Source organism: Mycobacterium farcinogenes, from assembly GCF_019739075.1.
Lineage (GTDB): Bacteria > Actinomycetota > Actinomycetes > Mycobacteriales > Mycobacteriaceae > Mycobacterium > Mycobacterium senegalense.
In genome coordinates this window covers 1104587-1127483 of sequence record NZ_CP081673.1, presented here as the reverse complement: position 1 = coordinate 1127483, position 22897 = coordinate 1104587, and the positions used below count along the sequence as shown (strand labels likewise).

Annotated in this window: 24 protein-coding genes; 3 read left to right on the top strand and 21 right to left on the bottom strand. The window is 66.8% G+C overall.

Features of this window, described 5'->3' with window-relative positions:
* Nucleotides 1-12 precede the first annotated feature (12 nt).
* Nucleotides 13-1128 carry an ABC transporter gene (locus K6L26_RS05265; protein ID WP_221852821.1) on the bottom strand — a complete coding sequence of 372 codons (1116 nt, stop codon included), beginning with the start codon at nt 1126-1128 and terminating at the stop codon, nt 13-15.
* Between the two features lie 82 nt (nt 1129-1210).
* Here K6L26_RS05265 and bluB point away from each other — a divergent pair, with 82 nt between their 5' ends.
* From bluB to K6L26_RS05250, 3 genes are read left to right on the top strand one after another with little or no spacing between them, the layout of a single operon-like run.
* Nucleotides 1211-1870: a 5,6-dimethylbenzimidazole synthase gene (gene bluB / locus K6L26_RS05260; protein WP_019343598.1), complete on the top strand. Its 660-nt coding sequence runs from the start codon at nt 1211-1213 to the stop codon at nt 1868-1870.
* Nucleotides 1871-1879: 9 nt separating this feature from the next.
* A complete protein-coding gene (locus K6L26_RS05255; protein ID WP_019343597.1) occupies nt 1880-2641 on the top strand; it encodes a LamB/YcsF family protein in 762 nt (253 codons plus the stop codon).
* A 43-nt stretch (nt 2642-2684) separates the two neighbouring features.
* A complete protein-coding gene (locus tag K6L26_RS05250; protein WP_165611133.1) occupies nt 2685-2840 on the top strand; it encodes a hypothetical protein in 156 nt (51 codons plus the stop codon).
* Here K6L26_RS05250 and K6L26_RS05245 read toward each other — a convergent pair.
* The 20 genes from K6L26_RS05245 to K6L26_RS05150 all read right to left on the bottom strand — a co-directional run bounded on the left by K6L26_RS05245 (nt 2801) and on the right by K6L26_RS05150 (nt 22893).
* Nucleotides 2801-3934: an MlaD family protein gene (locus K6L26_RS05245; RefSeq protein ID WP_221853340.1), complete on the bottom strand. Its 1134-nt coding sequence runs from the start codon at nt 3932-3934 to the stop codon at nt 2801-2803. The two genes, K6L26_RS05250 and K6L26_RS05245, sit on opposite strands and share 40 nt — an antisense overlap.
* A 74-nt stretch (nt 3935-4008) precedes the next feature.
* Entirely contained in the window at nt 4009-5133 is a 1125-nt protein-coding gene (locus K6L26_RS05240) for an MlaD family protein (protein ID WP_221852820.1), read from the bottom strand.
* A complete protein-coding gene (locus K6L26_RS05235) occupies nt 5130-6245 on the bottom strand; it encodes an MCE family protein (protein ID WP_221852819.1) in 1116 nt (371 codons plus the stop codon). Before K6L26_RS05235 ends, K6L26_RS05240 begins: the two co-directional genes overlap by 4 nt.
* A complete protein-coding gene (locus K6L26_RS05230; RefSeq protein WP_221852818.1) occupies nt 6242-7252 on the bottom strand; it encodes an MlaD family protein in 1011 nt (336 codons plus the stop codon). The genes K6L26_RS05235 and K6L26_RS05230 overlap by 4 nt, the downstream gene beginning before the upstream one ends.
* Entirely contained in the window at nt 7245-8330 is a 1086-nt protein-coding gene (locus K6L26_RS05225; protein ID WP_221852817.1) for an MlaD family protein, read from the bottom strand. The genes K6L26_RS05230 and K6L26_RS05225 overlap by 8 nt, the downstream gene beginning before the upstream one ends.
* A 10-nt stretch (nt 8331-8340) precedes the next feature.
* On the bottom strand, nt 8341-9723 hold the full coding sequence (locus K6L26_RS05220) for an MlaD family protein (protein ID WP_221852816.1): 1383 nt from the start codon (nt 9721-9723) through the stop codon (nt 8341-8343).
* 11 nt (nt 9724-9734) lie between these two features.
* Nucleotides 9735-10547, bottom strand: a complete 813-nt coding sequence (locus tag K6L26_RS05215; RefSeq protein ID WP_221852815.1) for an MlaE family ABC transporter permease — start codon at nt 10545-10547, stop codon at nt 9735-9737.
* Nucleotide 10548: 1 nt separating this feature from the next.
* A complete protein-coding gene (locus K6L26_RS05210) occupies nt 10549-11385 on the bottom strand; it encodes an MlaE family ABC transporter permease (RefSeq protein ID WP_221852814.1) in 837 nt (278 codons plus the stop codon).
* Nucleotides 11382-13070 carry a fatty acyl-AMP ligase gene (locus K6L26_RS05205; protein ID WP_276081321.1) on the bottom strand — a complete coding sequence of 563 codons (1689 nt, stop codon included), beginning with the start codon at nt 13068-13070 and terminating at the stop codon, nt 11382-11384. The genes K6L26_RS05210 and K6L26_RS05205 overlap by 4 nt, the downstream gene beginning before the upstream one ends.
* Nucleotides 13007-13255: an acyl carrier protein gene (locus K6L26_RS05200; RefSeq protein ID WP_019343373.1), complete on the bottom strand. Its 249-nt coding sequence runs from the start codon at nt 13253-13255 to the stop codon at nt 13007-13009. Before K6L26_RS05200 ends, K6L26_RS05205 begins: the two co-directional genes overlap by 64 nt.
* Before the next feature lie 7 nt (nt 13256-13262).
* Entirely contained in the window at nt 13263-14033 is a 771-nt protein-coding gene (locus K6L26_RS05195) for an ABC transporter permease (protein ID WP_221852813.1), read from the bottom strand.
* Complete coding sequence (locus K6L26_RS05190; RefSeq protein ID WP_221852812.1) at nt 14030-14977, bottom strand: ABC transporter ATP-binding protein; 948 nt, start codon at nt 14975-14977, stop codon at nt 14030-14032. The genes K6L26_RS05195 and K6L26_RS05190 overlap by 4 nt, the downstream gene beginning before the upstream one ends.
* A 7-nt stretch (nt 14978-14984) precedes the next feature.
* Nucleotides 14985-15737, bottom strand: coding sequence for a hypothetical protein (locus K6L26_RS05185; protein ID WP_019343376.1), 753 nt, complete (start codon nt 15735-15737; stop codon nt 14985-14987).
* On the bottom strand, nt 15734-16240 hold the full coding sequence (locus K6L26_RS05180) for an Rv1443c family protein (RefSeq protein ID WP_019343377.1): 507 nt from the start codon (nt 16238-16240) through the stop codon (nt 15734-15736). The genes K6L26_RS05185 and K6L26_RS05180 overlap by 4 nt, the downstream gene beginning before the upstream one ends.
* A gap of 13 nt (nt 16241-16253) precedes the next feature.
* Complete coding sequence (locus K6L26_RS05175; RefSeq protein ID WP_221852811.1) at nt 16254-16913, bottom strand: hypothetical protein; 660 nt, start codon at nt 16911-16913, stop codon at nt 16254-16256.
* Nucleotides 16910-18412 (bottom strand): pyridoxal phosphate-dependent decarboxylase family protein, encoded by a 1503-nt coding sequence (locus K6L26_RS05170; protein WP_221852810.1) that lies wholly within the window; start codon nt 18410-18412, stop codon nt 16910-16912. The genes K6L26_RS05175 and K6L26_RS05170 overlap by 4 nt, the downstream gene beginning before the upstream one ends.
* Nucleotides 18409-19734, bottom strand: a complete 1326-nt coding sequence (locus K6L26_RS05165; RefSeq protein ID WP_221852809.1) for an aminotransferase class III-fold pyridoxal phosphate-dependent enzyme — start codon at nt 19732-19734, stop codon at nt 18409-18411. Before K6L26_RS05165 ends, K6L26_RS05170 begins: the two co-directional genes overlap by 4 nt.
* Entirely contained in the window at nt 19734-20795 is a 1062-nt protein-coding gene (locus K6L26_RS05160; protein WP_221852808.1) for a fatty acid desaturase family protein, read from the bottom strand. Before K6L26_RS05160 ends, K6L26_RS05165 begins: the two co-directional genes overlap by 1 nt.
* Nucleotides 20792-21772 (bottom strand): NAD-dependent epimerase/dehydratase family protein, encoded by a 981-nt coding sequence (locus tag K6L26_RS05155; protein WP_065063507.1) that lies wholly within the window; start codon nt 21770-21772, stop codon nt 20792-20794. Before K6L26_RS05155 ends, K6L26_RS05160 begins: the two co-directional genes overlap by 4 nt.
* Nucleotides 21772-22893 (bottom strand): N-acetyltransferase, encoded by a 1122-nt coding sequence (locus tag K6L26_RS05150; RefSeq protein ID WP_409347522.1) that lies wholly within the window; start codon nt 22891-22893, stop codon nt 21772-21774. Before K6L26_RS05150 ends, K6L26_RS05155 begins: the two co-directional genes overlap by 1 nt.
* Nucleotides 22894-22897 lie beyond the last annotated feature (4 nt).

Below are 22897 nucleotides of genomic sequence, written 5' to 3'. Positions count from 1 at the left end.
TGTTGGGTGGAATCACCAGCCCGCGGCCACCAGAAAATCTGGGATGACGCTCGTCCGGTGCGTGCGCTCGACCCGTAGGCCCTTCGCGTAGTCGATTTCGTGTACCGCCCTTGCCGTTGCGTCGTTGACGTAGGCCCGCCCGGCACCGACCTCGATCACCGGCGTGCCGACGGGAGCGTCGAGCAGTTCGAGGCGGCCGGTGTGGACCCCGGCCGCCACGTCGAGCGCGTGCAGAACGCCGTCTTGAGTCACGGCCAGCACGGTGGTGGCATCGGTGGTGTTGACCGCGACCACACCGGGAAGCCGCATAGACACCCAACGGCGGCCGTTGAGCAGCCACACCTCGTCACCGGCTACAGCCGCCAGAGAACTGCCCTGCCTGCGAAAGCCGAACGTTCCCAGAGGTTCTCGGGGACGAACCGACCCGAACGGGATGTTCTCGGCGACCAGCGCTCCGCTGCGACGGGAGATCTTCATCGCACCGTCACGGCAACCGAACACGACTGACCGGCGGAGCGCCACCGCATCGGTGACATCCGGGCAGTCCCCGAGTACAGCGGGCGGTTCGGCGGCAGTGCTGACGATTCCCCGCTCGCCGACGGTCAACAGGTCGGTCCCCAATGCGACTGCGGCTGCTGCTTTTTGGTGATCGCGAGCGACGGACGACATTGTCACCTCACCCCGGGCGAAAGCATCCCGATCCAGCGCGGTGACCGCGCCGTCAGCACTACGGGCCACGGCCAGCGCGCCGGATCCCCGCACTGCGGCGACCCGGCCGTCGATCCGTCCCACCACTGCCGGTGGTGCGTCGTAAAAGTGCGAATGGTCGCCGTGGTCGAACGTCCATGCCCCGCCGTCGAGGATCGTCACACCGGCATCGCCGTGCAGGTAGGCGTACCTGCCGTCACCACCCAGGGCGTCGACGCGGCCGTGTTGCCCAACCCCGGTCTCGACAGAGTCCGCGACATCGAGCACCGCGCCGGCGCCCGTCTGCCGATCCACCAGGACCAGACGCGTCACCGGCCGCTGAGCCTCCCGCGGCGATGCCGCTTGCGGGGCCTCCGCAGTGGTGGTGCACCCGGCGACCAGCAGGGCCACGAGCACCGCCACCAAGGCCCTGTTCAGCACCCCAAACTCTTATCATTAATGACATTCATTTTCAATTAGAGTGCCTGCTCGGCACTCCCGAGAGTCCGCCTAAGCTCGATCCGTGTCCGAGCACGCCTTCAGTTCCGACGAGCGCCGCGCCGTCTACCGCGCCATCGCCGAACGTCGCGACATGCGCCAGTTCGTCCCCGGCAGCACGGTCGCGCCCGAGGTCCTCGGCCGCTTGTTGCAGGCCGCCCACGCCGCCCCGAGTGTGGGCCTGATGCAGCCGTGGCGGTTCATCCGGATCACCGACGACGCCTTACGCAAGAAGATTCACGCGCTGGTCGACGAGGAACGCATCAACACCGCGGACGCACTGGGTTCCCGCGGCGACGAGTTCCTGGCGCTGAAGGTCGAGGGCATCCTCGACTGCGCCGAACTGTTCGTGGTCGCACTCGGCGAGAACCGGGACCGGCATATCTTCGGCCGCCGCACGTTGCCGCAGATGGACCTGGCATCGGTGTCGTGCGCGATCCAGAACATGTGGCTGGCCGCCCGCGCCGAGGGGCTCGGCATGGGGTGGGTGTCGATCTTCCAGCCGCTGCCACTGGCCCAGCTGATGGGTATGCCCGGTGACGCCGAGCCGGTCGCGATCCTCTGCCTGGGCCCGGTGCCCGAGTTCCCGGACCGGCCGGTGCTGGAGATCGAGCACTGGACCGTCGGTCGCCCGCTCCCCGAGTTCGTCTCGGAGAATGGATGGCCGTCCGAGCCGTCCCCTTAGGCTGGACGCATGGCCGTATCCGTCGACCTCAATGCCGATCTGGGCGAGAGCTTCGGCGCCTGGAAGCTCGGCGATGACGAGGCCATGCTGGGCCTGGTCACCAGCGCCAACATCGCGTGCGGTTTCCACGCCGGCGATCCGCCGCTGCTGCTGCACACCTGCCGTGGCGCCGCCGAGCGCGGGGTGCGGGTCGGTGCTCAGGTCAGCTATCGGGACCTGGCCGGATTCGGCAGGCGGTTCATCGATGTCACGCCAGAAGACCTGACGGCCGAGATCATCTACCAGATCGGGGCCTTGCGCGCAGTGGCCGAGGCGGCCGGCACCACGGTGAGTTACGTGAAACCCCATGGCGCGCTGTACAACGCCATTTCCACTCACCGCGAACAGGCCGCCGCGGTGGCGGCGGCGGTGCATGCCGTGGACCCTCGCCTGCCGGTGCTCGGCCTGTCCGGATCGGTGTTCTTCGAGGAGGCCCGGAAGGTCGGCCTGCGTACGGTGGCCGAGGCCTTCGCCGACCGCGCCTACCGGCCCGACGGCACGCTCGTGCCACGCCGCGAGCCCGGCGCTGTCCTGCACGACCCCGCGGTGATCGCCGACCGGGTGGCCGCGATGACGACGACCGGACACGTCATCGCCGCGGACGGGACCAGAGTTGCCATCGACGTGGAATCGATTTGCGTGCACGGAGACTCGCCTGGCGCGGTCGACATCGCCACCGCGGTACGGACGCGGCTGACCACCGAAGGGATCGAGCTTTCGCCGTTCAGCTAGCCCGCCCAGTCGAGACCCTGTTGGAAATGATTACCATTTTCATATGTCCCGGCATTCTCGCGCTCGCGAACGGCTCAAGCTCGCCGCGATGACCTGGTTCGTCCGACTCCTGCGGTTGATCGTCGTGATCGCCGACTGGTGGCCGGAACGCGGATGCGATCAGCGCGGCGGCTCGATCGGCAGCGTCGGCCCGCCATAGGGAGTCGGAATCGTATAGCGGCCCGGCGGCGTCGGATCGGCCGTGGTGGCCAGGTCCGCGCCCGCCGGAGGGCCCGCCGTGTCGTCGCCCGCCGGGCGCGGAGCATTGCGGGCACCGCGAACCAGCAAGCTCGGATCGTCGTCGTGGCAGTACGTGTACAGGAACGGTTCGGGATAGTCGGCCGCCGAGGGTGGGCGCCGAGGTGTGCCGTAATCGCAGGCGTACCGCGGATAGATGTCGGCGGTCACCCACAGTCCGTGCTCGTGCATGGTGCTGATGAAGGCCTCCAGCGCCGAACCACGGTAGTCGGGGAAGAGCGCGGCGAGCGCGGGCACCCGGACGTAGGACAGCTGCGCGACGGTGGCCAGGTTTCCCAGCAACTGCACCATGGTGTCCGAGTTGTCGGTGAACAGGTTGTCGATCGCACCCAGCGTCGCAGGAGACCGGCCGAGCAGCGTGCGGTAGCCGTCCTCCATCCCGGCCACACCCGTCAGCGTGTGGCGCAGATTGGTTGCCGTGGTGGCGATTCCCCCGTTCACATCCACCGCCGAGGAGAACACGACCCGGCTGCTGCGGATGATGCCCACCGTCTCCGGCAGCACCGAATCCAGCGTGGACAGCAGGAACGTCCCGCCGTCGACGATCGCGGAAAGCTTCTGCGGCCCGGCGTCACTCAGGCTCAGCTCCTTCTTGACCCGCTCCAGCTTCTGCGGATCCACCTGCGCCAGAACGCCGTCCGCGTGGGCCAGCAACTCGGCCATCGGGACCGGCACAGCCGTACGTTCGCGGGCGATCACGGCACCGTCGCCCAGATACGGGCCGCCGTCAGAGGCCGACGAGAAGTCGAGGTACTGCTCGCCGGCCGCCGACAGGGCCGAGACCCGGACCGAACTCGACGCCGGAATGCGAACGTCGTCCGACAGTCTCAGTACTGCCTCGACACCACCGGGCGTGAACGCGAGCTCCTCGACCTTGCCCACCCGCACCCCGTGCATGGTCACATCCTGATTGGGCAGGAGCCCGCCGGATTCCGAAAGCTGCACCGTCACGCGGTAGGTCGCCGACAGTGGTCGCACATGCAGCACGCCGACCATCAGGTAGGCGACCGACACGACCAAGGTGAGCGCCAACGCCGCCAGCGCGACCCAGGCGCTGCGCGGGGAGCCGCTCACTGTTGTGGCCCTCGGCCGACGACCCGTTCCTGCAGGCGCCAGAGCACGAACTTGATCGACCCGACGAACTGATGCCAATCGGCCCGTTTGGGACCGTGCAGCCCGGGGTCCCCCGGGAACCCGGCATCGGGAATCGATCCGAGGACCAGCCGGTCGATCCCGGCCGCCCCTGCCATCGACGTGCCCGCCGTCATCTTGATGAACGGCGCGTACAGCCGGTTCAGCGAGGCCAAGCTGGTCTGCGGGTCCACGACGACGTCGTTGAACGCGCGCGCGATCGTGTCCGCATCCGCGATCACGCTGCGACCGCTGGAATCCGTTCCGGCGATGGACGGGAACTTCGCCAGGTTCTGCGAGATGTCACCGAGCGTGAGGACGAGGCCGGTCACCCGGGCAGTGTTGTCGGCCAGTGTCTCGGTGGCCGGCGCCGCGGCCTGCAGCAGTTCGCCGACTTCATGGTTTTTGGACGCCAACAGCTCGGCCAGTCGAGTGGTCTCGGTCATCGCGGAATCGATCTGTGCCGAGCGCGCATTCACCGTGCTCAGCAGCCGGTTCGATTTGGCCACCAGGTCACCGAAGGCGCGGCCATCTGGCCCGGCCGCCTTACCCATGCCGTTGACGATGTTGGTCAGGTTGTGGACGGCGCCACCGTTGACCAGGACCGCCGCCGAACTCAGCACCGACTCGACGGTCGCCGCCGCCGTGGTGGAGTCGAGGCCGATGCTGTCGCCGTCTCGCAGTGAAGGTGTTCCCGCCTCACCGTTGCGAGGCGGAACGATCGACACAAAGACATCACCCAGCGGTGTGGCCGAACGGAGTTCGGCCGTGCTGCCTACCGGCAGCCTGACATCGTCACTGATCCGCAGCGTCGTGACCGCGGTGAAATCGCGGGCAGACATGTCCTCGACCTGTCCGATGTCGGCCCCGCCGAGCTTGACCTTGGCATGCTCGGGCAGATTGAGCGCATTGGCGAACACCACCGTCAGCCGGTAGCCACCCGACCCGAGCCCGGGCGCAGGCAACGGCAGGTCCGCCAGACCGTTCGTGGCACATCCCGCGGTCAGCAACGCCGCCGAAAACAATCCCAGCAACCGGCGCAGATGTGCTCGTGCAGCAGTCATTTCTGACCCATCGCCGCGAGACCGTCGAGCATGTTGGTCAGCCCGAAGTCGGGGCCGTAGTCCTGCAGGGTGCCGGTGCTGCAGCCGAGCTGGCGCAGACCCATCATGTTGCAGACCTCCTTGGCCATCTGGCCGTCGAACACCATGCGATCGGCCAGGAAATGCGCGCGGATGGCACCGTTGCGTTGATCGATCGCGTTGTACAGGTTGTCGGCCATCAGCGGAAGCACGTCGAAGAACTCCGCAAGCTCACGCTGGCGGTCGTTCAGGGTCCGCATGCTGGTGTCGCCGTTGGCGATTCCCTGCTTGATCAGATCCCGGTTCGCCGACAGGATCTGCCCGGTCTTCTCCACCACCTCGTTGAGTTGCCTGCCGGTGGTGCCCGACCCGAAGTCCTCGACGGCCAGAATCTGGCTGAGTTGGCGCACCGTGGACCCGAATTCACGCAGTTTCGCATCGTTGCCGGCGGCCGCGTCCAGTAGCGAACCGAGGTTGGTGATGATCGTGGTCACCTGTTGCCGGGTGCGGGCACCGCCGTCAGAACTCAACCGCAGTGCGCGCGACAGTTCGTCGAGGGCGGCCCTGATCTGCTCACCGTGCCCGGAGACCACACCGTCGCCCGCGTTCTGCAGGTCGGCCACCGGACCGCCCCCTGCTCCGTCCCCGCGTAGAGACATCGCCAGCTTGTCCAGCATCCCGAGGACCCGGTCGAACTCGACCGGGGTCTTGGTGCGGTGCAGACCGATGGTGTCGCCGTTGCGCAGCGTCGGCCCCCCGCGATACGGCGGTGACAGCTCGATCTGACGGTCGGTCAGGATCGAGGTGGACAGCGTCACCGCCTCGACGTCCGCCGGTATCGCGACCGCCTCATCGACGGTGAAGTCGACCTCGGCATAGCCGCCCTTCGGCGTCACCCGGGTGACCTGGCCGACCGGAACGCCCAGTACTGCCACCACATTTCCGACGTACAGCCCTGCCGCACTGTCGAACTGTGCGGTGACGGTGATGCTGTGGCCGCGATGGGTGATCAGGTACCGGCCCACCCCGGCGACCACTGCCAACACGGCGATCAGCGCCGCGGCGATCATCAGGCGCTTGCGCCGGCCGATCATTTGCAGTCCTTCAGATAGGGAATCATCCCGAACTGCTCGGCTCGCCCGCTGATGGCGCACATCCAGGAATCGATCAGGGCGCCTGCCGGGGCGTTGGTCTCGATCGCATTGCCGAACCCGGTGGCGTTCGCGATCTGACGGATCGGGACGGGCGCAATCTGCAGGAGGTTCCGGAACAGCGCATCCTGCTCGGCGAACTTCCCGCTGAGCTGTTCCATGGTGGCAAGCACGTCGTCCAGTGCGGCCCGGTCGTGCACCGCGATGGTGTGCAGCGAGCTCACCACCGACCGCAGGGACTGCATCAGTGCGTGAAAGGCGGCCGAACGCGCAACGAATTCGCCCACGAGGTCCTGGCCCTGACGGATGAAGTTGCCGATCTCGGACTGCTGGCGCCGCAACATGCTGGTGACGTGTTCGGTGTTGAGCAACAGGTTGCCGAGCTGGTCGCGACGCTGCGCGATCACCGACGACAACGCGCGTACGTTGTCCATCGCCTGGGGCACCACCGCGGGCAGTCCGTCCAGTTGCCGACTCAGGACGTCGAGCGAAGCAGCGATCCGGTCGGCGTCGACCTGCTCGAAGGTTCTCGTCGAATCCGCAAGGGCGGCTTGCAGATCGTAGGGAACGTCGGTGTGGGCCAGGTCGATGGTGTGGTCGCCGGGCCGCCCGTCGCCGGCCGGTCGCAAGTCGAGATAGCGGGACCCGAACAACGTGGTCACCTTGATCGCGGCACGGGTGTCGCGGCCCACCGGCACATAGTCACGCACGCGGATGTCGGCCTCGACGTGGTCCCCGGCGAGGCGGACAGCGGTGACCGTTCCCACCGGGATGCCCGCGACCGCCACGATGTCGTCGGCGCGCAAGGCGGCCGCCTGGGCGAATTCGGCTGTGTAGCGGTGATATCCGATACCGGCCTCCTTGACCAGCAGCATCGCCGCGATCAGGCCGCCCACTGTGAGGACGGCCAAAAGTCCGAGCCAGGCCTTCCTGGAAACCTCGTCAGCCATTGGCCATGCTCCTACACTTGGGGGTGTGCTTGGCGGTACCGCCGGGCGTCGCGGCGTCGACGACGATCGGCACGATGTCGTTGAGGCCGGGGAAGAACCCGTAGGCGTTGACGTCACACGCATAGGCGTTCATGTAGGCCCCTTCGCCGAACACCCGCGACAATCCCTTCAACAACAGCGGTGTGTTGAGCCCCGTGTAGGCGATCTGCGGTTCGATGTCGAGCATGTGGCGGGTGTAGCCGGGCTCGCGATTGAGCATGTCCCGGATGGTCGGTTGCACGTCCTGCCCGATCCGAGACAGGTTGCCCGCCACAGCCGTCATCGCGCCCAGAGACGTCACCAGAGGTTGACGGCGATTGTCGAAGGCCGACACCGCATTTCGGGCGGCCGTGATGGTGCGCTCGAAGTTGTCGTTCTGGCCGGACAGGTTGCCCATCGCACCGTCCATCCCGGCGATGATCCGGTCGAGCGTTCGGTCCTGGCCCACGAACGTCTCGGTGAGAACCGATGTCTGGTCGACCAACTGGGTGATGGCGGCGGTGTCGCCCTGCAGCGATCCGACGACGGCGTTGGTGAGGTTGTTCACCTGCTCGGAGTCCAGGACGGCGAACAGCGGCTCATAGCCGTTGAGCAGGGTGCCGATGTCGAAGGACGGCTCGGTGCGATCGATCCCGATCACCGCCCCCGCCGGGAGCTCACCGGCGGGCCCTTCACGACCGCGGTCCAATGCGAGATATCGCTGCCCGACGATGTTCTGGTAGTTGACCGACGCGACGGTGCCGCCGGTGAGGCGGTGGCCTTCCTGCACGATGAACGACACCTTGGCCAAGGTGCCCTGCAACTCGATCCCCTGGACGCGGCCCACCCGGACCCCCGCCACTCGCACATCGTCGCCCTCACGGAGACCGAAGACATCGGTGAACACCGCCGAGTAAGACGCGGCCGGACCGCTGACGTCGCGCCGCAGCGTGACATAGACCAGCCAGGTCAGCACGGTGGCGACCACCAGGAACAGGCACAGACCCAGTAGCGGGCCGCGGCGTCGTATCGAGTCGGCCGCCAGGGCAGATCTGGACATCGTTGATCTCCTACTTGGGTTCGGGTGTGGGCAGCGGCGTTCGCGTGACGACAGTCCCGCGTGCGACGGGCCCCAGAAGCAGTTGGGTGGCCACCGTCGCGGGTTCTCCGACGATCTCGCCCAGCCGGTCGCGCTCCTGGCCGCTGCCGACCGGGCCGACGTTGCCGCCGAACGAGGCGGGGGCCGCGCCACCGGGTACCGCGACGAGGTTGCCGTTCTCCCCGATGGCCGTACCCGGCGGTGGGGCCAGATCCGGCGGCGGCTGATAGTTCTGCGGCAGCAGAACTTCGGGGAGGTCGGCCCGGACGGGCACCTCGGGTGCGGTGAAGCAACTCGGCCCCACCAGCTCTCCGTATCGCGGGCAGTCGGCGCGGGTGTAGGTGAACGAGGGCGTGAACGAGAGATTCACCCGGCCACGCGCGGTGTCGAGTTCGGAGTCCCAGACCTCGGCGAAGAACGTGTCGGAGAACCTGGTCATCCGCTGGCTGATCGGCACGAAATGCTGGGCGTTCTGGGCCAGTACACCCAGCACCGGGGTCAGGTCGGTGGTGATGTGGACCAGCCGGTCGGTCTGATTGTCCAGCGATCGGTCGCTGGTACCCGTGGTGTGCGCGGCGGCCGCGAGGAAATCCTCGAGGCTACGGCGCTGTTCGACCAGGGTCCGCATGGGCACGACCGCCTCATGCAACGCCGAGACGAGGTCGGGCGCCGTCTGAGACAGACCGCGCGCAGCTGCCGCCAACGCCGAAATCGTCGACGGCCCTTCATCGGTCGCGACGACGGCATTCAGCTCATCGATGAGCCGGTTGAGTTCGGCCGCAGATGTCAGCAGTTGCCCGCGCCGGTTGTTGGTGGCTGCCGCGACGGCGGCGAGCACGCCGACGGTGTGATCGTCGCGCCCCCGGCCCGCTGCCGCGAGGATGTCACGCAGTTTGGTGATAGTGGTCTGGAACAACACCGTCGGCAGAGCGGTGTCCTCCGGGATCCGCCCACCGTCCCGGATCGCACCCCCCGAGCCGCCGGCGGTCTCGACCAGCTGCACCGAGGACACCGCGAAGGCGTTGCTGGGTACCACCCGGGCTGACACGCCGGCCGGAATACCGTGTGCATAGGAGGATTCCAACCGGATGCGAACTTGACTCGGCTGTTCGCCGGTGCCGGGCTCGACCCCTTCCACCGCACCGACCAGCACCCCGCGGAACTTCACATCCGAACGGGCCGGCAGACCGTCGCCGATGTTGCGCAGTTCGGCCACCACGTGCAGGCTGCGGTCGAACAGCCCGGCCGATTTGACCAGCAGCGCCGAGGCCACCACACCGACCACCGCCAACGCCACCGTGCCACGCCGGATCAGCTGCCTTCCGGTGAGATGGTTCCCGTCCAGGTCGACCATGCTCGTCACCGTCAACCACCCAGCCTTGCACCGGTATTCACGCTCCAGAGGGCCATGGTCAACAGCATGTTGACGATGATCACCACGGTGATGCCGGCCCGCATGGCGTGCCCCGCCGCGATACCGACCCCCTCCGGACCACCACCGGCACAGAAGCCGTAGTAGCACTGCACCGTTGCCGCGATCCAGACGAACACGACGGCCTTCACCGTGGAGTACACGATGTCAGGACCGCTGATCAGCAACGTGAAGTAGTGCAGGTATGGGCCGAGCGACCCGCCGCTGATGAAGCCCACCATGATCTGGCAGGACAGGTAGCAGATGCCCAGGCATGCGGCGTACAGAGGGATGATCGCGACCACCGAGGCCAGCAGACGTGTGGTGATGAGGTACGGAATCGGCCTTATCGCAAGCGAATTCATCGCGTCGATCTCCTCGGAGATCCGCATCGACCCGATCTGGGTGGTGAACCGGCAGCCCGCCTGAACCGCGAACGCCAGGGCCGCCATGATCGGTGCCAGCTCGCGGGTGGTGACCAACGACGAGATGATCCCGGTCGCCGGACCGAGTCCGAGCAGATTCAGGAAGTCATACCCTTCGACCGCGATCAGGGCGCCCGTGGTGATGCCGAGGACAACGATCACCCCGGCGGTGCCGCCGCCGACCACGATCGAGCCGTTACCCCAGGTGATGTCGGAGACCAGCCGGAGGAACTCCCGACGGTACCGGCGCAGGGCCAGCGGCACACCGGCAAGGGCGTGCGTGGAGAAGGCGACGAAATGTCCGAAGCGCGCCACCGGACGCATCATCACGGGCTGGGTCATCTCACAGTCCCGTCCGTGGGAACAGCATGGTGTAGAGCTGGCTCACCGTGACGTTCACCGTCATCAGCACCAGAACCGATTCCACGACCGCGGCGTTGACCGCGTTGGCCACGCCTGCCGGCCCCGGCCCGGCGGCCAACCCTTTCTGGCAGGACACGACCGCGACGATCGCGCCGTACACCGCCGATTTGAACAATGCGAGCAGCATGTCGCCCGTGGTGGCGAACGAAGCGAAGGTGGCGATGAAGCTCCCTGGCGCACCGCCCTGTACGTAGACGTTGAACAGGTAGCTCGACAGGAACCCGACGAAGCACACCACCCCGGTCAGGGCGACCCCGATGACGATCGCGGCCGCGAACCGGGGCACGACGAGCCTGCGGATCACCGAAACACCCATCACCTCCATCGCGGCCGTCTCCTCGCGCATGGTCCGGCAACCCAGATCCGAGGTCATCGCGGCGCCCACCGCCGCGGCCAGTAGCAGTGCGGCGACCAGCGAGGCGGCCTGTCGCACGACGGCCAGACCGCTGGCCGCACCGGCGAGCGAGGTCGCGCCGACCTGTCCGGCCAGCAGCGCGAACTGGATCGACAAGGTGACCCCGATCGGCAGCGCCACCAGGATCGTCGGCATCACGGCCGCCCCGGCCATGAACGCCGCCTGCCGAACGAACTCGGTCCACTGAAAACGCCCGGCCATCAGGTCGGTGACGCAGAACCGGATCGTCGTCAATCCGAATACCACCTGCTCACCGACGGTGGCCAGCGCCGCCACCGGATGGCGACGCAGGTATCCCGCACCTACCTGGACAACACGGGAACTCCTGTCCCGCACTGTCATCGGGCGAGTTCACGCTCCCCGGGTTGTCCCAGCCGGGCCAGCCGCGCCGTCGTCTCCAACCGTCGCAACTTGCCCGAGGAGGTCTTGGGCAGCCAGCCGGCCGGCACCACGTGCACGGCCCGCGGGCTGAGCCCGAGCCGCCGATAGATTCGATCGGCGATCTCGGCACGGATCCGCGCGATCTCGGCAGCGTCGTCGTGCAGCGCCGATTCGGCCACCATGGAGAACCCCTCGCCGGCAGTCGCTGCGGAAAACCGCACCGCTGCAACGCCCCCCGAGCGAACGCCGGTCACGCCGGCCACGCTTCGCTCGATGTCCTCAGGATGGACGTTGCGGCCCGAGACGATCAGGATGTCCTTCTTGCGGCCGCAGATGACGGGTTGACCGTCATCGGTGAGATAGCCGATGTCGCCGGTGCGAAACCATCCGTCGGCATCGGTGACCGCCTCGAACCCCTCGGCGGTGCGGTATCCGCGGGTCACGTTCTCGCCGCGAATCTCCAGCTCACCAACACTAGGCGAGTCGACCACCGTCCCGTCCTCGGCCACCACGCGGATCTCACAACCCGGCAGCGGCTGCCCGAGCGCCACCCGCTGCGCACATACCCGGTATTGATCGCCAGGACGGACGAACGACACTCCCAGCGTCGCCTCGGCCATCCCGTAGGCCGGCACGATGGCGTGCTTGCGCAGACCGAATCGCGCGCCCTCCGCGGTCAACCGGTCCAGTGTCGCGATATCGATGGCCTCGGCGCCACTGAGCGCAAACCGAAGGGACGACAGATCGTAGGCGCCGTCGGCAGCCTTGCGGAGCCTGCGCGCCAGCACCGAGTACGCGAAGTTCGGTGCCGCGGTCATGGTTCCGCGATACCTGGTGATCAGCTCGGCCCACAGCAGCGGATCGCCGAGGAAGTCCACCGGCGTGACCTTCACGGTCTCGATGCCCAGGCACATCGGCGTGATCAGATAGCCCATCATGCCCATGTCGTGAAAGAGCGGCAGCCAGCTCACCACGACATCGGTCTCGGGGTCCGCACCCGAAGCAGCGGCCATCCCGACCAGGTTGGCCTCGATGTTGCGGTAGCTGATCGCGACGGCCTTGGGCCTGCCGGTCGATCCGGAGGTCAACTGTGCGAACGCGATCGCGTCCTCGTCCGATTCCACGATCGGGCCCGGTGCCGCGTCGAGCAACTCGGTCAGCAGCAGGGTCTGCACCCCGGCCGCGGACAGGGCCTCGCCGGCGGCCTCCAACGGGCTACCGACGACGACAGTGGATGCGCCGACGGTCGACAACGTCGGGATCAGATCCGCCGCCCATTCCGAGATCTCGGTTCGGTGAGTCGGATGATGCAGCATGGTCACGGCCGCACCGGACATCCAGATTCCCTGCACCAGCGGCGCTATCTCGCCCGGTGCGCCGGCAAGCACGGCCACCGCACCTCCCGGCTTGACCCCGGCCTGCTGCATTCCGCCCGCGACGGCGCGGCCGGACCGGTGCACCTGCGCCCAGGTGGTCCTGGTCAGTTGGTCGAGACGCGAGCGGCCGTCCGGATCCACCGGTGCAGCGGTGAGACCGCGCGAGGTGTTCTCCACCGCGGCTTGCAGTCTCGCCAGGATGCGGTTCACGGCTGCCCCAGCAAGGTGCGGTTCTCCACCAGCTCGACCAGGGCGCCGACGGTCTTGCATTCGAACACATCGTCTTTGGTGAGCACGACACCGAATCGGTTCTTGATCTCGGATACCCCGAGGGCGAACGACAATGAGTCGAAACCCAGATCCCCGACCAGTTCCGAGAAATCGTTGACATCTTCGGCGGGAAGTTCGAGTTCGTCGGTGATGAACTCGATGAGGAATTCGCGTACTTCTGACACGGCTTGACTACCTTCCGATCTTGCGGCGAATCACCATGTGAATGGGTATCTGCAGAATGGCGAACATGCCAACGGCGACAAGGCAGCCCGTGATGACGGTGGCGGGGTCGAAATCGCCGTACATGATGGTCGACGCTGCCGCCACGATGTGGGAGAACGGGTTGAGGTTGATGCTGAACCGAAGCCAGTCCGACAGGAACACCGAGGGCATGAGCGCCTGGCTGATGAACAACACCGGTAGTGCCAGTGGCAGCATCGCCACGGGTGCCTGGGGGTTGAGCGTGCGTAGAGCGACCAGGTAGAACAGCGAGCTGTAGGCCGCCGACCACAGGAACATCAGCACGACGAGCAGTGCGGCAGTGAGGATCCCGGCCCGCAGCGGGGCGTCGAGCAGGGCCAGCAACGCGATCACGATGACTGCGGCAGGCAGGATCCGGAACATCTCGAAGCCGAACTTGGCCGCCATGATCTGGCTGGTCGATACCCCGTAGAGCCGCAACCGATCGGTGAAGCCGGACCGGATCTCGTCGATCAGGGTGCCCGCGCCGTAGCCGGCGCCCAGCATCGGGATCAGCATGATGAGACCCGGCGCGATGTAGGCGGTGTAGGACGACAGCGGGAATCCGGGTAGATCGGCGACCCGCTGGAACATCGATCGCACGAAGATCACCAGGACCACGGGGAAGACGATCGGGAAGACGAAACCGAAGACCGGCTGACGCAGGCCCACAACCACATAGCGGCGGAACAGCCGCAGGGTGTTCGACAAGGAGTTCATCGGGTGGCCTCCAGAAACGCGTCACGTAGTGAGGTCGACCGGACCTCGATATCGGCCTCGCCCAGTCCCACTCGCTGCAACTCGGCGCTGAGCCTGCCGAGAGCGGACGCCGATGCCGACTCGAGTGCCGTGGTCAGCGCGGTGTCGCTCGTGCGTTCCACGGCATAGCCGGTCGCGGACAACCCCTGCGCGGCAGTATCGGGTATCGGTGTACCCGACGAGATCGCCGCGACGAATCCATGGCTTCTGGTGAATTCCTGGGTCGTTCCGGAGGCGACCAACCTGCCGTCTTTGATGATTCCGACTTCGTCGGCCAGCGAGACCGCTTCGTCCATGTCGTGGGTGGTCAACACCACCGTGCGGCCCTGCGAGCGCAGGGATCGGATGGCGTTCCACACCTCTTGCTTGCCCTCGATGTCGAGGCCGCTGGACGGCTCGTCGAGGAACAGCATCTTCGGGTCGTGCGCCACCGCCAGTGCCACGTCGACGCGGCGGCGCATGCCACCCGACAACGCCCCGACCTTGCTGGTGAGGTACTTGCCCAGGCCGAACTGCTCGACGAGTTCGTCCTCCCGTATGCGCCTTTCGGACTTCGGCCAGCCGGCCATCGCAAGGCTCATGCGGATCTGTTCGACCGGTGACATCCACAGGTCGAGTGCGACCTCCTGCAGGGCCACGCCGATGAGCGGCCGTAACTGATCGGTTTCTGCGACAGGGATGCCGAGCACTTCCAAGCGGCCGCTGGTCGGCGCGAGCAGCGTCGTGGCCATGCGGATGGTGGTGGTCTTGCCGGCACCGTTGCGGCCGAGCAGGCAGTAGACCACGCCGCGGGGTACCGTCAGGCTGAGTCCGTCGACGGCACTGGTCTGCGCACCCGGATACGACTTGGTCACGTCGTCCGCGAGCAAGGCCGGCGACGAATGGTCTTGATTGTCTTCAGACATGGGCCGTTCAATCTCCGACTCTGGGTAGGACGTGGCGTTCCAGCTCTTCGGTCAGATGGATGCCCTGCGCGGTCAGGTCCACCTTGAGCTCGGTGTAGAGCGGGAAACTGCCGCCCTTGGGCGTCTCGTTGACCTGGTGGATCGTTCCGGTGCTCACCCCGGTCACGTCGAGATCGACCACGGTGCGCACCAGTTCGACAGGCTTACCGCGCCAGGTGCTGTTCCGAGTACCTTCTGAACGCACGCTTCCGCGCACCGCCGCGCCGCCGCCGCAGGAACCGGTCAGTTCACGCGGTTCCCCGGTATCTCCCAGGTCGATTCCACCGTCCACTGCGCATTGCAGGGAGACGCGTGAGTCGAGCGGGTTGACGATCGTGATCGCATCGAGAGTGGCGGCTCCGGCCTCGTCGGACCCGGTGGAGACGATGCCGGTCTCATACGGGAAACGGTCGCCGGAGTAGTACTGCTCGACCTGCACCTCACCACGCCGCGGTCCCGGGCCGATGGTCAGTACACCCGAAGTGGGAAGCGGTGTCTGCTCGTCGAGGTAGGTGACCGAGCCCGAAATCTCCAACGGGTAACTCCCGAAAGGTGATCCGGCGCGGGGTTCGGCCGCAGGGTCGGCCGCGGGGTCGGGATACTTCAGCAGCTCGTAGGCGTGCCCCACCGGCTTTCCGGCCTCTTCGTTCACCGGTGCGCAGCCGGCCAGCAAGCCGGACCCGAGCAAACCTGCCCCGGCCGCCGCGAGAATCCGCCTCACCTCGCCGCGCCCGCACCGGTCAAGGTCCGGCTCAGCCTGCGGTGCCGGTGGGTGAAGAAGGCCGACAGAACGCGGCTCATCACCTTGCCCCAGCCGGGGATCAGGCCCATCGGTGCCTGCGGAGCCAGCGTGATCTCGTCGGTGACGACCGTCTTGTCCCCCAACGGTTCCAGGGTGCGGTGATGAACCCAGATCCGCATTCCGGTCATGATGGACTCTTCCCGGAACATGCGGCCGGGATCGATCTTGGCGATGGTGATGTCGTCGAAGCCGAATGGCAGGATGCCGAACAGCAGCAGGAAGCTCTTGCCGATGCGGGTACCCGGGGTGACGTCGGCGATCGACCGCCCCCGGAACTGGCGTGGCATGGTCATCTTGAGATAAGGACCCATCTCGTCGTTGATGCCCTCCTGGGTGGTTACCCGGTCCCACACGAGGTCGACGGGACAGTCGATCTCGCTGACCTTTCGGAAGGCGTGCTCTTGCGTGTGAATGGATCGCATCTTGGGTATTCCTCTAATTGCTGGACGGTAGAAGGGTTCTGGTGGCATCGGTGATGAAGGATCCGCTGATGTCAACGACGGCAGGAACGCTGTCGGCACCGATGTAGTCCGGCATGATCTCGCCGATCTGGTGGATGCGGGTCGACAACAGCTGGCTGTACCACTCGAACAGCGGAACCACGAGCGCCACGGTGACGTAGTCGACGCCGTCGGCGGACAGGCTGCCGAAGAATGCCTGCCAGATCTGCTCCATCATGCCCACGCGCCGGTGTTTCTTGAGCACGCCCTGGGTCGCGAGTTCGGCGATCCGCTCAGGCGCGATGTCGTCGAAGAACGAATTCCACTCGGGGTACAGGTAATTCCGGGCGGGTCGGCCGGACGCCGCATAGTTGCGGCCGTCGCGCAATGTGCTGAAGCTGTCCAGGCCGAGTTGGGCATCGGCACGCAGGCCCCGCAGCACACCGACCGGTTCGCCGGAATCCTCGCGCAATCCCACGAAGATCTCCGATGACCTTTCCCACGGCCGGTAGTGCACCATTTCGCCGGCTGCGATGTCCGCCTCGCTCGCGTAGTCGTTCTCCAAGCCGAAGATGGTGTACTCGACGCGCTTCGCCCAACCGAACCGTTCGTCATCTGGCCGCACGTGGTCGACCCGCAACACTCTGGTGTTCATGCGGTGGTGAATTCCCTTCCCCGGGCACGCAGGAACTGTTGTCCCTCAGCGGCGATGGCGGCGATCACGTCAGCGGCGTCCTCGGGACTGACCAGCGGGTTGACGAAGGTGAGTTTGAGCGCCTGACTGCCTGCCGCGGTCGACCGGCCGAGCACCGCACGACCTGTTTGGGCCAGGGCCGTTCGGATGGCCTGGTTGGCTTCGTCGCATTCGGCATCGGACAGATCCGGATGCTGCCAACGTACGACGACGGTGTTGGTGGTGACGGGTGCCAGCAGTGCCAGGCGTGGGTGATCGGACACCGCGGACCCGGCCGCAGCCGCAGCCGCACAGGTGGCGTCGATCATCTCCCCCACCCGCTGCCTACCCAGTGCCCGCAATGTCACGAACACCTTGAGAGCGTCGAACCGACGGGTGGTCTGCAGCGACTTCCCGACGAGGTTGACCACGTCTTCGGCCGAATCCTGCACAGGATTCAGGTAATCGGCGTGGTCGGCCAGTATGTCGAAGGATTCCCTCTGGCGCACCAGAAGTGCGCTACAGCTGATCGCCTGAAACAGCAGCTTGTGGAAGTCGATGGCGATGGAGTCGGCGTGTTCGATCCCGCGCAGCAGCTCACGATGGGTGGCACTGAACGCCAGGCAACCGCCTGCGCAGGCGTCGACGTGGGTCCAGATACCGTGCTGCCGGGCGATGGTGATCGCCTCCGGCAGCGGATCGATCGCGCCGAAGTCGGTGGTGCCGGCGGTGAGCACGAGCGCCATGATCGGTGTGCCGGCATCGACCGCCCGATCGATGCTGTCTCTGAGCGCGTCGGCACGCATGCGGCCGGCCGCATCGGTCGCCACTTCGATCACCGCGCCCGACAGCCCAAGAATCCGCAGCGCCTGCCGCACCGAGAAGTGGGTCTGACGAGTACACAACACCCGCCAGGATCCGGCCCCTGCCGGCAGACCCGCAGTTAGGTCGGACCCAAACTTCGCCCGGGCGAACAGGTCTCGGGCCATCATCAGCGCCTGCAGGTTGGATTGCGTTCCGCCGCTGGTGAACGTTCCGTCGGCGTCATCGCCGTATCCGAGCGCTGCGCACAGGTCGCGGATGACCTTCTGCTCGATGGCGGTGGCCGCCGGGGCCTGGTCGAAGGAGTCCAGCGACTGGTTGAAGGCACTGACCAGGATCTCGGCCGCCAGTGACGACACCGTCGGAGGGCAGTGCAGATGCGCCAGATAGCCGGGATGGGTCACGACGGCAGAGCGTCCGGACAGCAGGCCGGCGGCCTCACCCAGCGCGCGCGGCAGTCCGATTCCTGATGGCACGTCGAGGCTGAACTCCTCGACCGCCCGGTCCAACTCTGCGTAACCGGATACCAGTCCCGGACTCGCCGGATCGCGCAGCTCGGTCCCGGACCAGATGGCCGCCAGGGTCAGAGCTTCGCGATACCCGACCAGCCCGCCGGGTGTGAGAAAGTCGCCCGCGAACGGACTCTCGTCGAGTGTCACTGTGCCCCCATCAGGACGCTGTCTGCCGGCCGTTGCCGCTGGACCTGTCGCACCGCGGCGTCGAAGGCCGTGAGCGCAGCCGCCATGTCGACTTCGTCGATGGTCAGCGGCGGCAGGAAGCGCACCACGTTCCCGTACTGTCCGCCGGTCTCGACGATCACGCCGTGCTGCAGGCAGGCCAGCTGGATGCGTTGCGCCAGTTCGGCATCGGGGGCCGCCGCGCCGTGTTGCCCCGTAACCATCGGGTCGACGATCTCGGCCGCCAGCATCAAACCGGCACCACGCACGTCGCCCACGACCTCTGACTGCGCCGCAACCGATTTCAAACCATCAAGAAACGCTGCGCCCGTCGCCTGGACGCGGTCGGACAACCGCGTCTCGACAGCGAACCTGATCACCGCGCCGGCGGCGGCGAACGCCATCGCATTTCCGCGGAACGTGCCCGTGAACGCCCCCGGCTCCCACACGTCATAGCGGTCGCGGATCACCAGTACGGCGATGGGGAGTCCAGACCCCAAGCCTTTCGAGATCACCATCATGTCGGGTTCGACATCGCAGCGCTGGAACGCCCAGGCCGGCCCGGTGCGGAACATCCCCGCCTGGACCTCGTCGGCGATCAGCGGAACATCGAGGCGGGTTGCCGTGTCTCGCAACGCCTTACCCCAACGGGTCGGCGCGGGGATCACTCCGCCCTCCCCCAGCACGAACTCCGCCAGGACTGAGGCCGGTGCGGTGATGCCCGAGTGTGGCCGGGCCAGGTTCTCGGCGGCGGCGATCGCGAGGTCCACTCCACGCTCTCCCCCGACACCGAAGGGGCACCGGTAGTCCTGGGGATATGGCAGGAAGGTGGTGTGCGGCGCCAGCACTACGGGTTGGCGCCGCAGGCCGCCGCCGGAACTGGCTGCCCGGGCGGCCCGGGTGCAGCCGTGGAAGCCGCCTTGGACGCCGATGTGTTCGCGCCCACCGGTGGCGACCTCGGCGAGCATCAGGGCCGCCTCGACGGCACTGGCACCGCTCGGCGCGCACAGGTGCACGCGGCCTTCCCGGGCCAGCCCCGGCGGCAGGATGGACAGCAGATCTTCGACGAATCGTTCCCTAGTCGGGGTGTGGAAGTCCAGGGACTGCCACGGTTCTCCCGATTCCAGAGTCTTGATCACCGCCTCGCGGACAACGGGGTGGTTCCAGCCCAAAGACATCGCCCCGGCCGCGGCCAGACAGTCGACGTACCAGCGGCCGTCGGTGTCGCGCAGGCGGGCACCGGCTGCCTCGATCGGCCTGATCGGCAGCCGTCGGGAGTAGGTCGCCGCCGATGATTCCCGCATCACAGCGCCTCCCGTGGGTGGGTGAGAAGCCGTCTCAGGGAGGCGGTCAGCGACCGGTCTTCGGTGGCCCAGAATCCGCCGTCACGCGGAATCGCCTCGGCCAGGCGGCGGCGAGCCTTACCGAGCTGGTGGTAGGGCAGCTTCGGGAACAGGTGGTGTACCGCGTGATAGCGCAGGCCGAGCGGTGCCCACAGTTCCCCGATGACCGGCATCGACGGATGGTCGATGGAATCGAGCACCTGCTCGGGGAACGTCATTCGCTCATTGCGGCTCTCGTAGCGGTGTGCGGCCAGCACCCGGATCCAGTTGACGAACAGCACCGCCGCGACGATCAGGTAGGCCTCGGCGAGCCGGTTCGGCGAATACACCCCGCCGACGAGCAGTGCCAGCATCGCCACCAGGTAGGCGAAGCAGGCGATTTCCTGCACCAACCAGGATCGGGGGATGCGCCCTTCGGGCAGTTTGCGGACGAAGTCCGCGTCGATCATCAGCGCCGACGCCCGGGTCAGGACATAGGACCGAATCGACGGGATCAACCAGGAAAGCGGCGCCAACACCAGAAACCTCAGCACGAAGACCAGCGGACCGAGCAACGCGGTGAACGGCAACGCGATTACCCGCCAGCGCGGTTCGGTCGCATACGGGACGTACTCACCGTCCTCGGCGGTTCCGTAGGTGCGCGAGCCGTGATGATCCTGGTGGAACTCGTAGGTGAATTGCGGTACCAGCAAGGGGATTCCGCACACCAGGTGCCATACGGCCGAGAACCGGCGCAGCTCTTCGGGGGCGTGCACGACCTCGTGGACGAACAGCACCGCGCGGTAGAACGCCAGGGCGGCGATCAGCATGCAACCGATTCCGAGCGGTGAGAGCAGTCGGTCGGCCGGACACAACAGGAACGCGGCGTAGCCGATCACCACGCAAGCGGTGAGATCGACCCAATAGATCCAGCGGCGTCGCTCGGTCAGGTCCGCGATCAGCGACCGCGCATCGGCCATCGATATGCCGAGCACGTCCTTGGAGCCCGTCCCTGCCGCTGTCCGGCGGGTATCAGTGTTCATCGGATGAACTCCGTAATCAACTCTGCGGCGGACATTCTCGGCATTCCGAGCTCCCGCTCGGCTTTGCCCGAGGCGTAGTACACGTGTCGTCCCATCAACTCGACGTTCTCGGGCACCAGCGCGTCGTCATACCGGGGGTTGCCGATCAGGTCACGTATCACCCGGTTCCCCGCCCCGGCGGTCCGGAACAGCCCCATGGGCAGGGGCCGGACGCGATGGCTCTGCCCGACGGCTTCGACCAGCAGTTCGGCGATCCGCCGATACGTCAGGTTGACGCTGGACAGGATGTACCGCTCACCGGATCCGCCCTTGACCATCGCGGCGGTGGTGCCGGCGACGAAGTCCCGGGCTGAGCAGACCGCTGTCCCGCCGGGGGGCACGCCGCGCAGCAGCCCTCGCCGAGCGGCGGTCACCAGCGCCTGCCAGGATCGCGGCGGCCCGGCTGCCGGCGCGAAAACCGCTGCCGGATTCACCACCACGACGTCGAGCCCGCGCTCTCCGAAGTCGAGCATCACGCGCTCGCCGGCCCGTTTGGTGGCGGCGTACACGTTGTCGAGCACCGAATCCCTGACGTCGAACTGCTCGTCGGCAACCACACCGTCGGGGGGGTATCCGATGGCCGCTGTCGACGACACGTGTACGACTCGCCGGACCCCGAGGCGCAGTGCACTCTGCGCCACGTGATACGAACCCAGCACGTTGGTGTTCCAGATGGTATGGGCCAGGCGCGAATTCGGCGAAGCTATGCCGGCGAGGTGATACACCTGCGAGATGCCCCGCATGGCCGCATCGACACTGGTCGCATCGGTGATGTCGGCACGGACCACCTCGAGGGCACTGCCCAAACCCCTGGGCTGGGCCGCACCGTCATCTGGTCCGGTCATGACGGTGACCGCTTCACCGTTGCGAACCAGCTCGGCGACCAGCGCACTGCCCAGGTACCCGGCTCCTCCCGTGACGAGGGTACGGCCGCTCATCACAGCGCCTTCTGGTAAACGCGGTGTCGTTTATCCGGCTCGGTCTTCATCTGGGCGGCAAGAGAATTCGACCACACATTGTCTTCGTGCACCCATGTTGTCGCCACTGAGGAATACCCGCTGCCGGTGCTGGCCCTGACGATCTCGCCGGCCAGGATCCGGCCGATGCCCGCCCCGAACCGGGTTTCGGACGCACCGATCAGGACGACGACAGCGGTGTCGACGCCGCGGATCCGTCCCCGGCGCTTGGCCGCGATGCGCATCAACATCGACGGGGTGAGCCGGCCGGACTGCCCGGCGATCTGGTTCACGTCTGGCAGCATCAACAAGAATCCGACGGGAGCACCGTCCGCCTCGACGATCCGGACGATCCGGGGATCGATCAAGGGCCGCATCTGTTCGGCCATGCCGGCGAACACCGCCTTGCTCAACGGGACGTTCTCGGGATGGCGGGCGAAGGAGTCGTTGTAGAGGCCGCGGAGAGTCTCCAGCTCGCCGTCGAAGTCCTTCATCCGAACGGACCGCACCGTCGCGCCCTGTGCGTCCATCACCGCATCGGCACGTTTGACGAGCCGTTGCTGGACGGCGCTGTGGGCCCCGGTTTTCCAGCGATAGGAGGCGCTGTCGAATTTCTTTCGGTACCCGGCAATCTCGATGAGCCGCAGGTAGTACGGCGGGTTGTACGGCTGCATGAGGGTCGGCGGGGCGTCGTAGCCCTCGGCCAGCAGGCCCACTTCCTCACGCGTCGAATAACTGTAGGGCCCGATCATCCTGCCCATGCCGCGGCGGCGCGCCCAGTGCTCCGCGGTTTCCAGCAGCGCACCGGCCACGTCGTGGCGGTCGGTGCTCTCGAAATGGCCGAAGAAGCCACAGTCGCCGTACCGCTTGACATACTCGGAGTCGATACTGGCCGAAATCCGCCCGACGGGCCTTTCACCCTGGTAGGCAATAAAGTTGGCGACTTCCACCTCGCGGTGCAGCGGGTTCTTTCTGGCGTCCATCTTGGCCCGCATGCCGCGGCGCAGCACCGGCCGCCACCGGGCATCGCCGCGGTAGAGGCTCCATGGGAGGTCCACGAACGTTCTGGCCTCCGCGTGCGAGGTGACCTGACGGACGTCCAGCGAA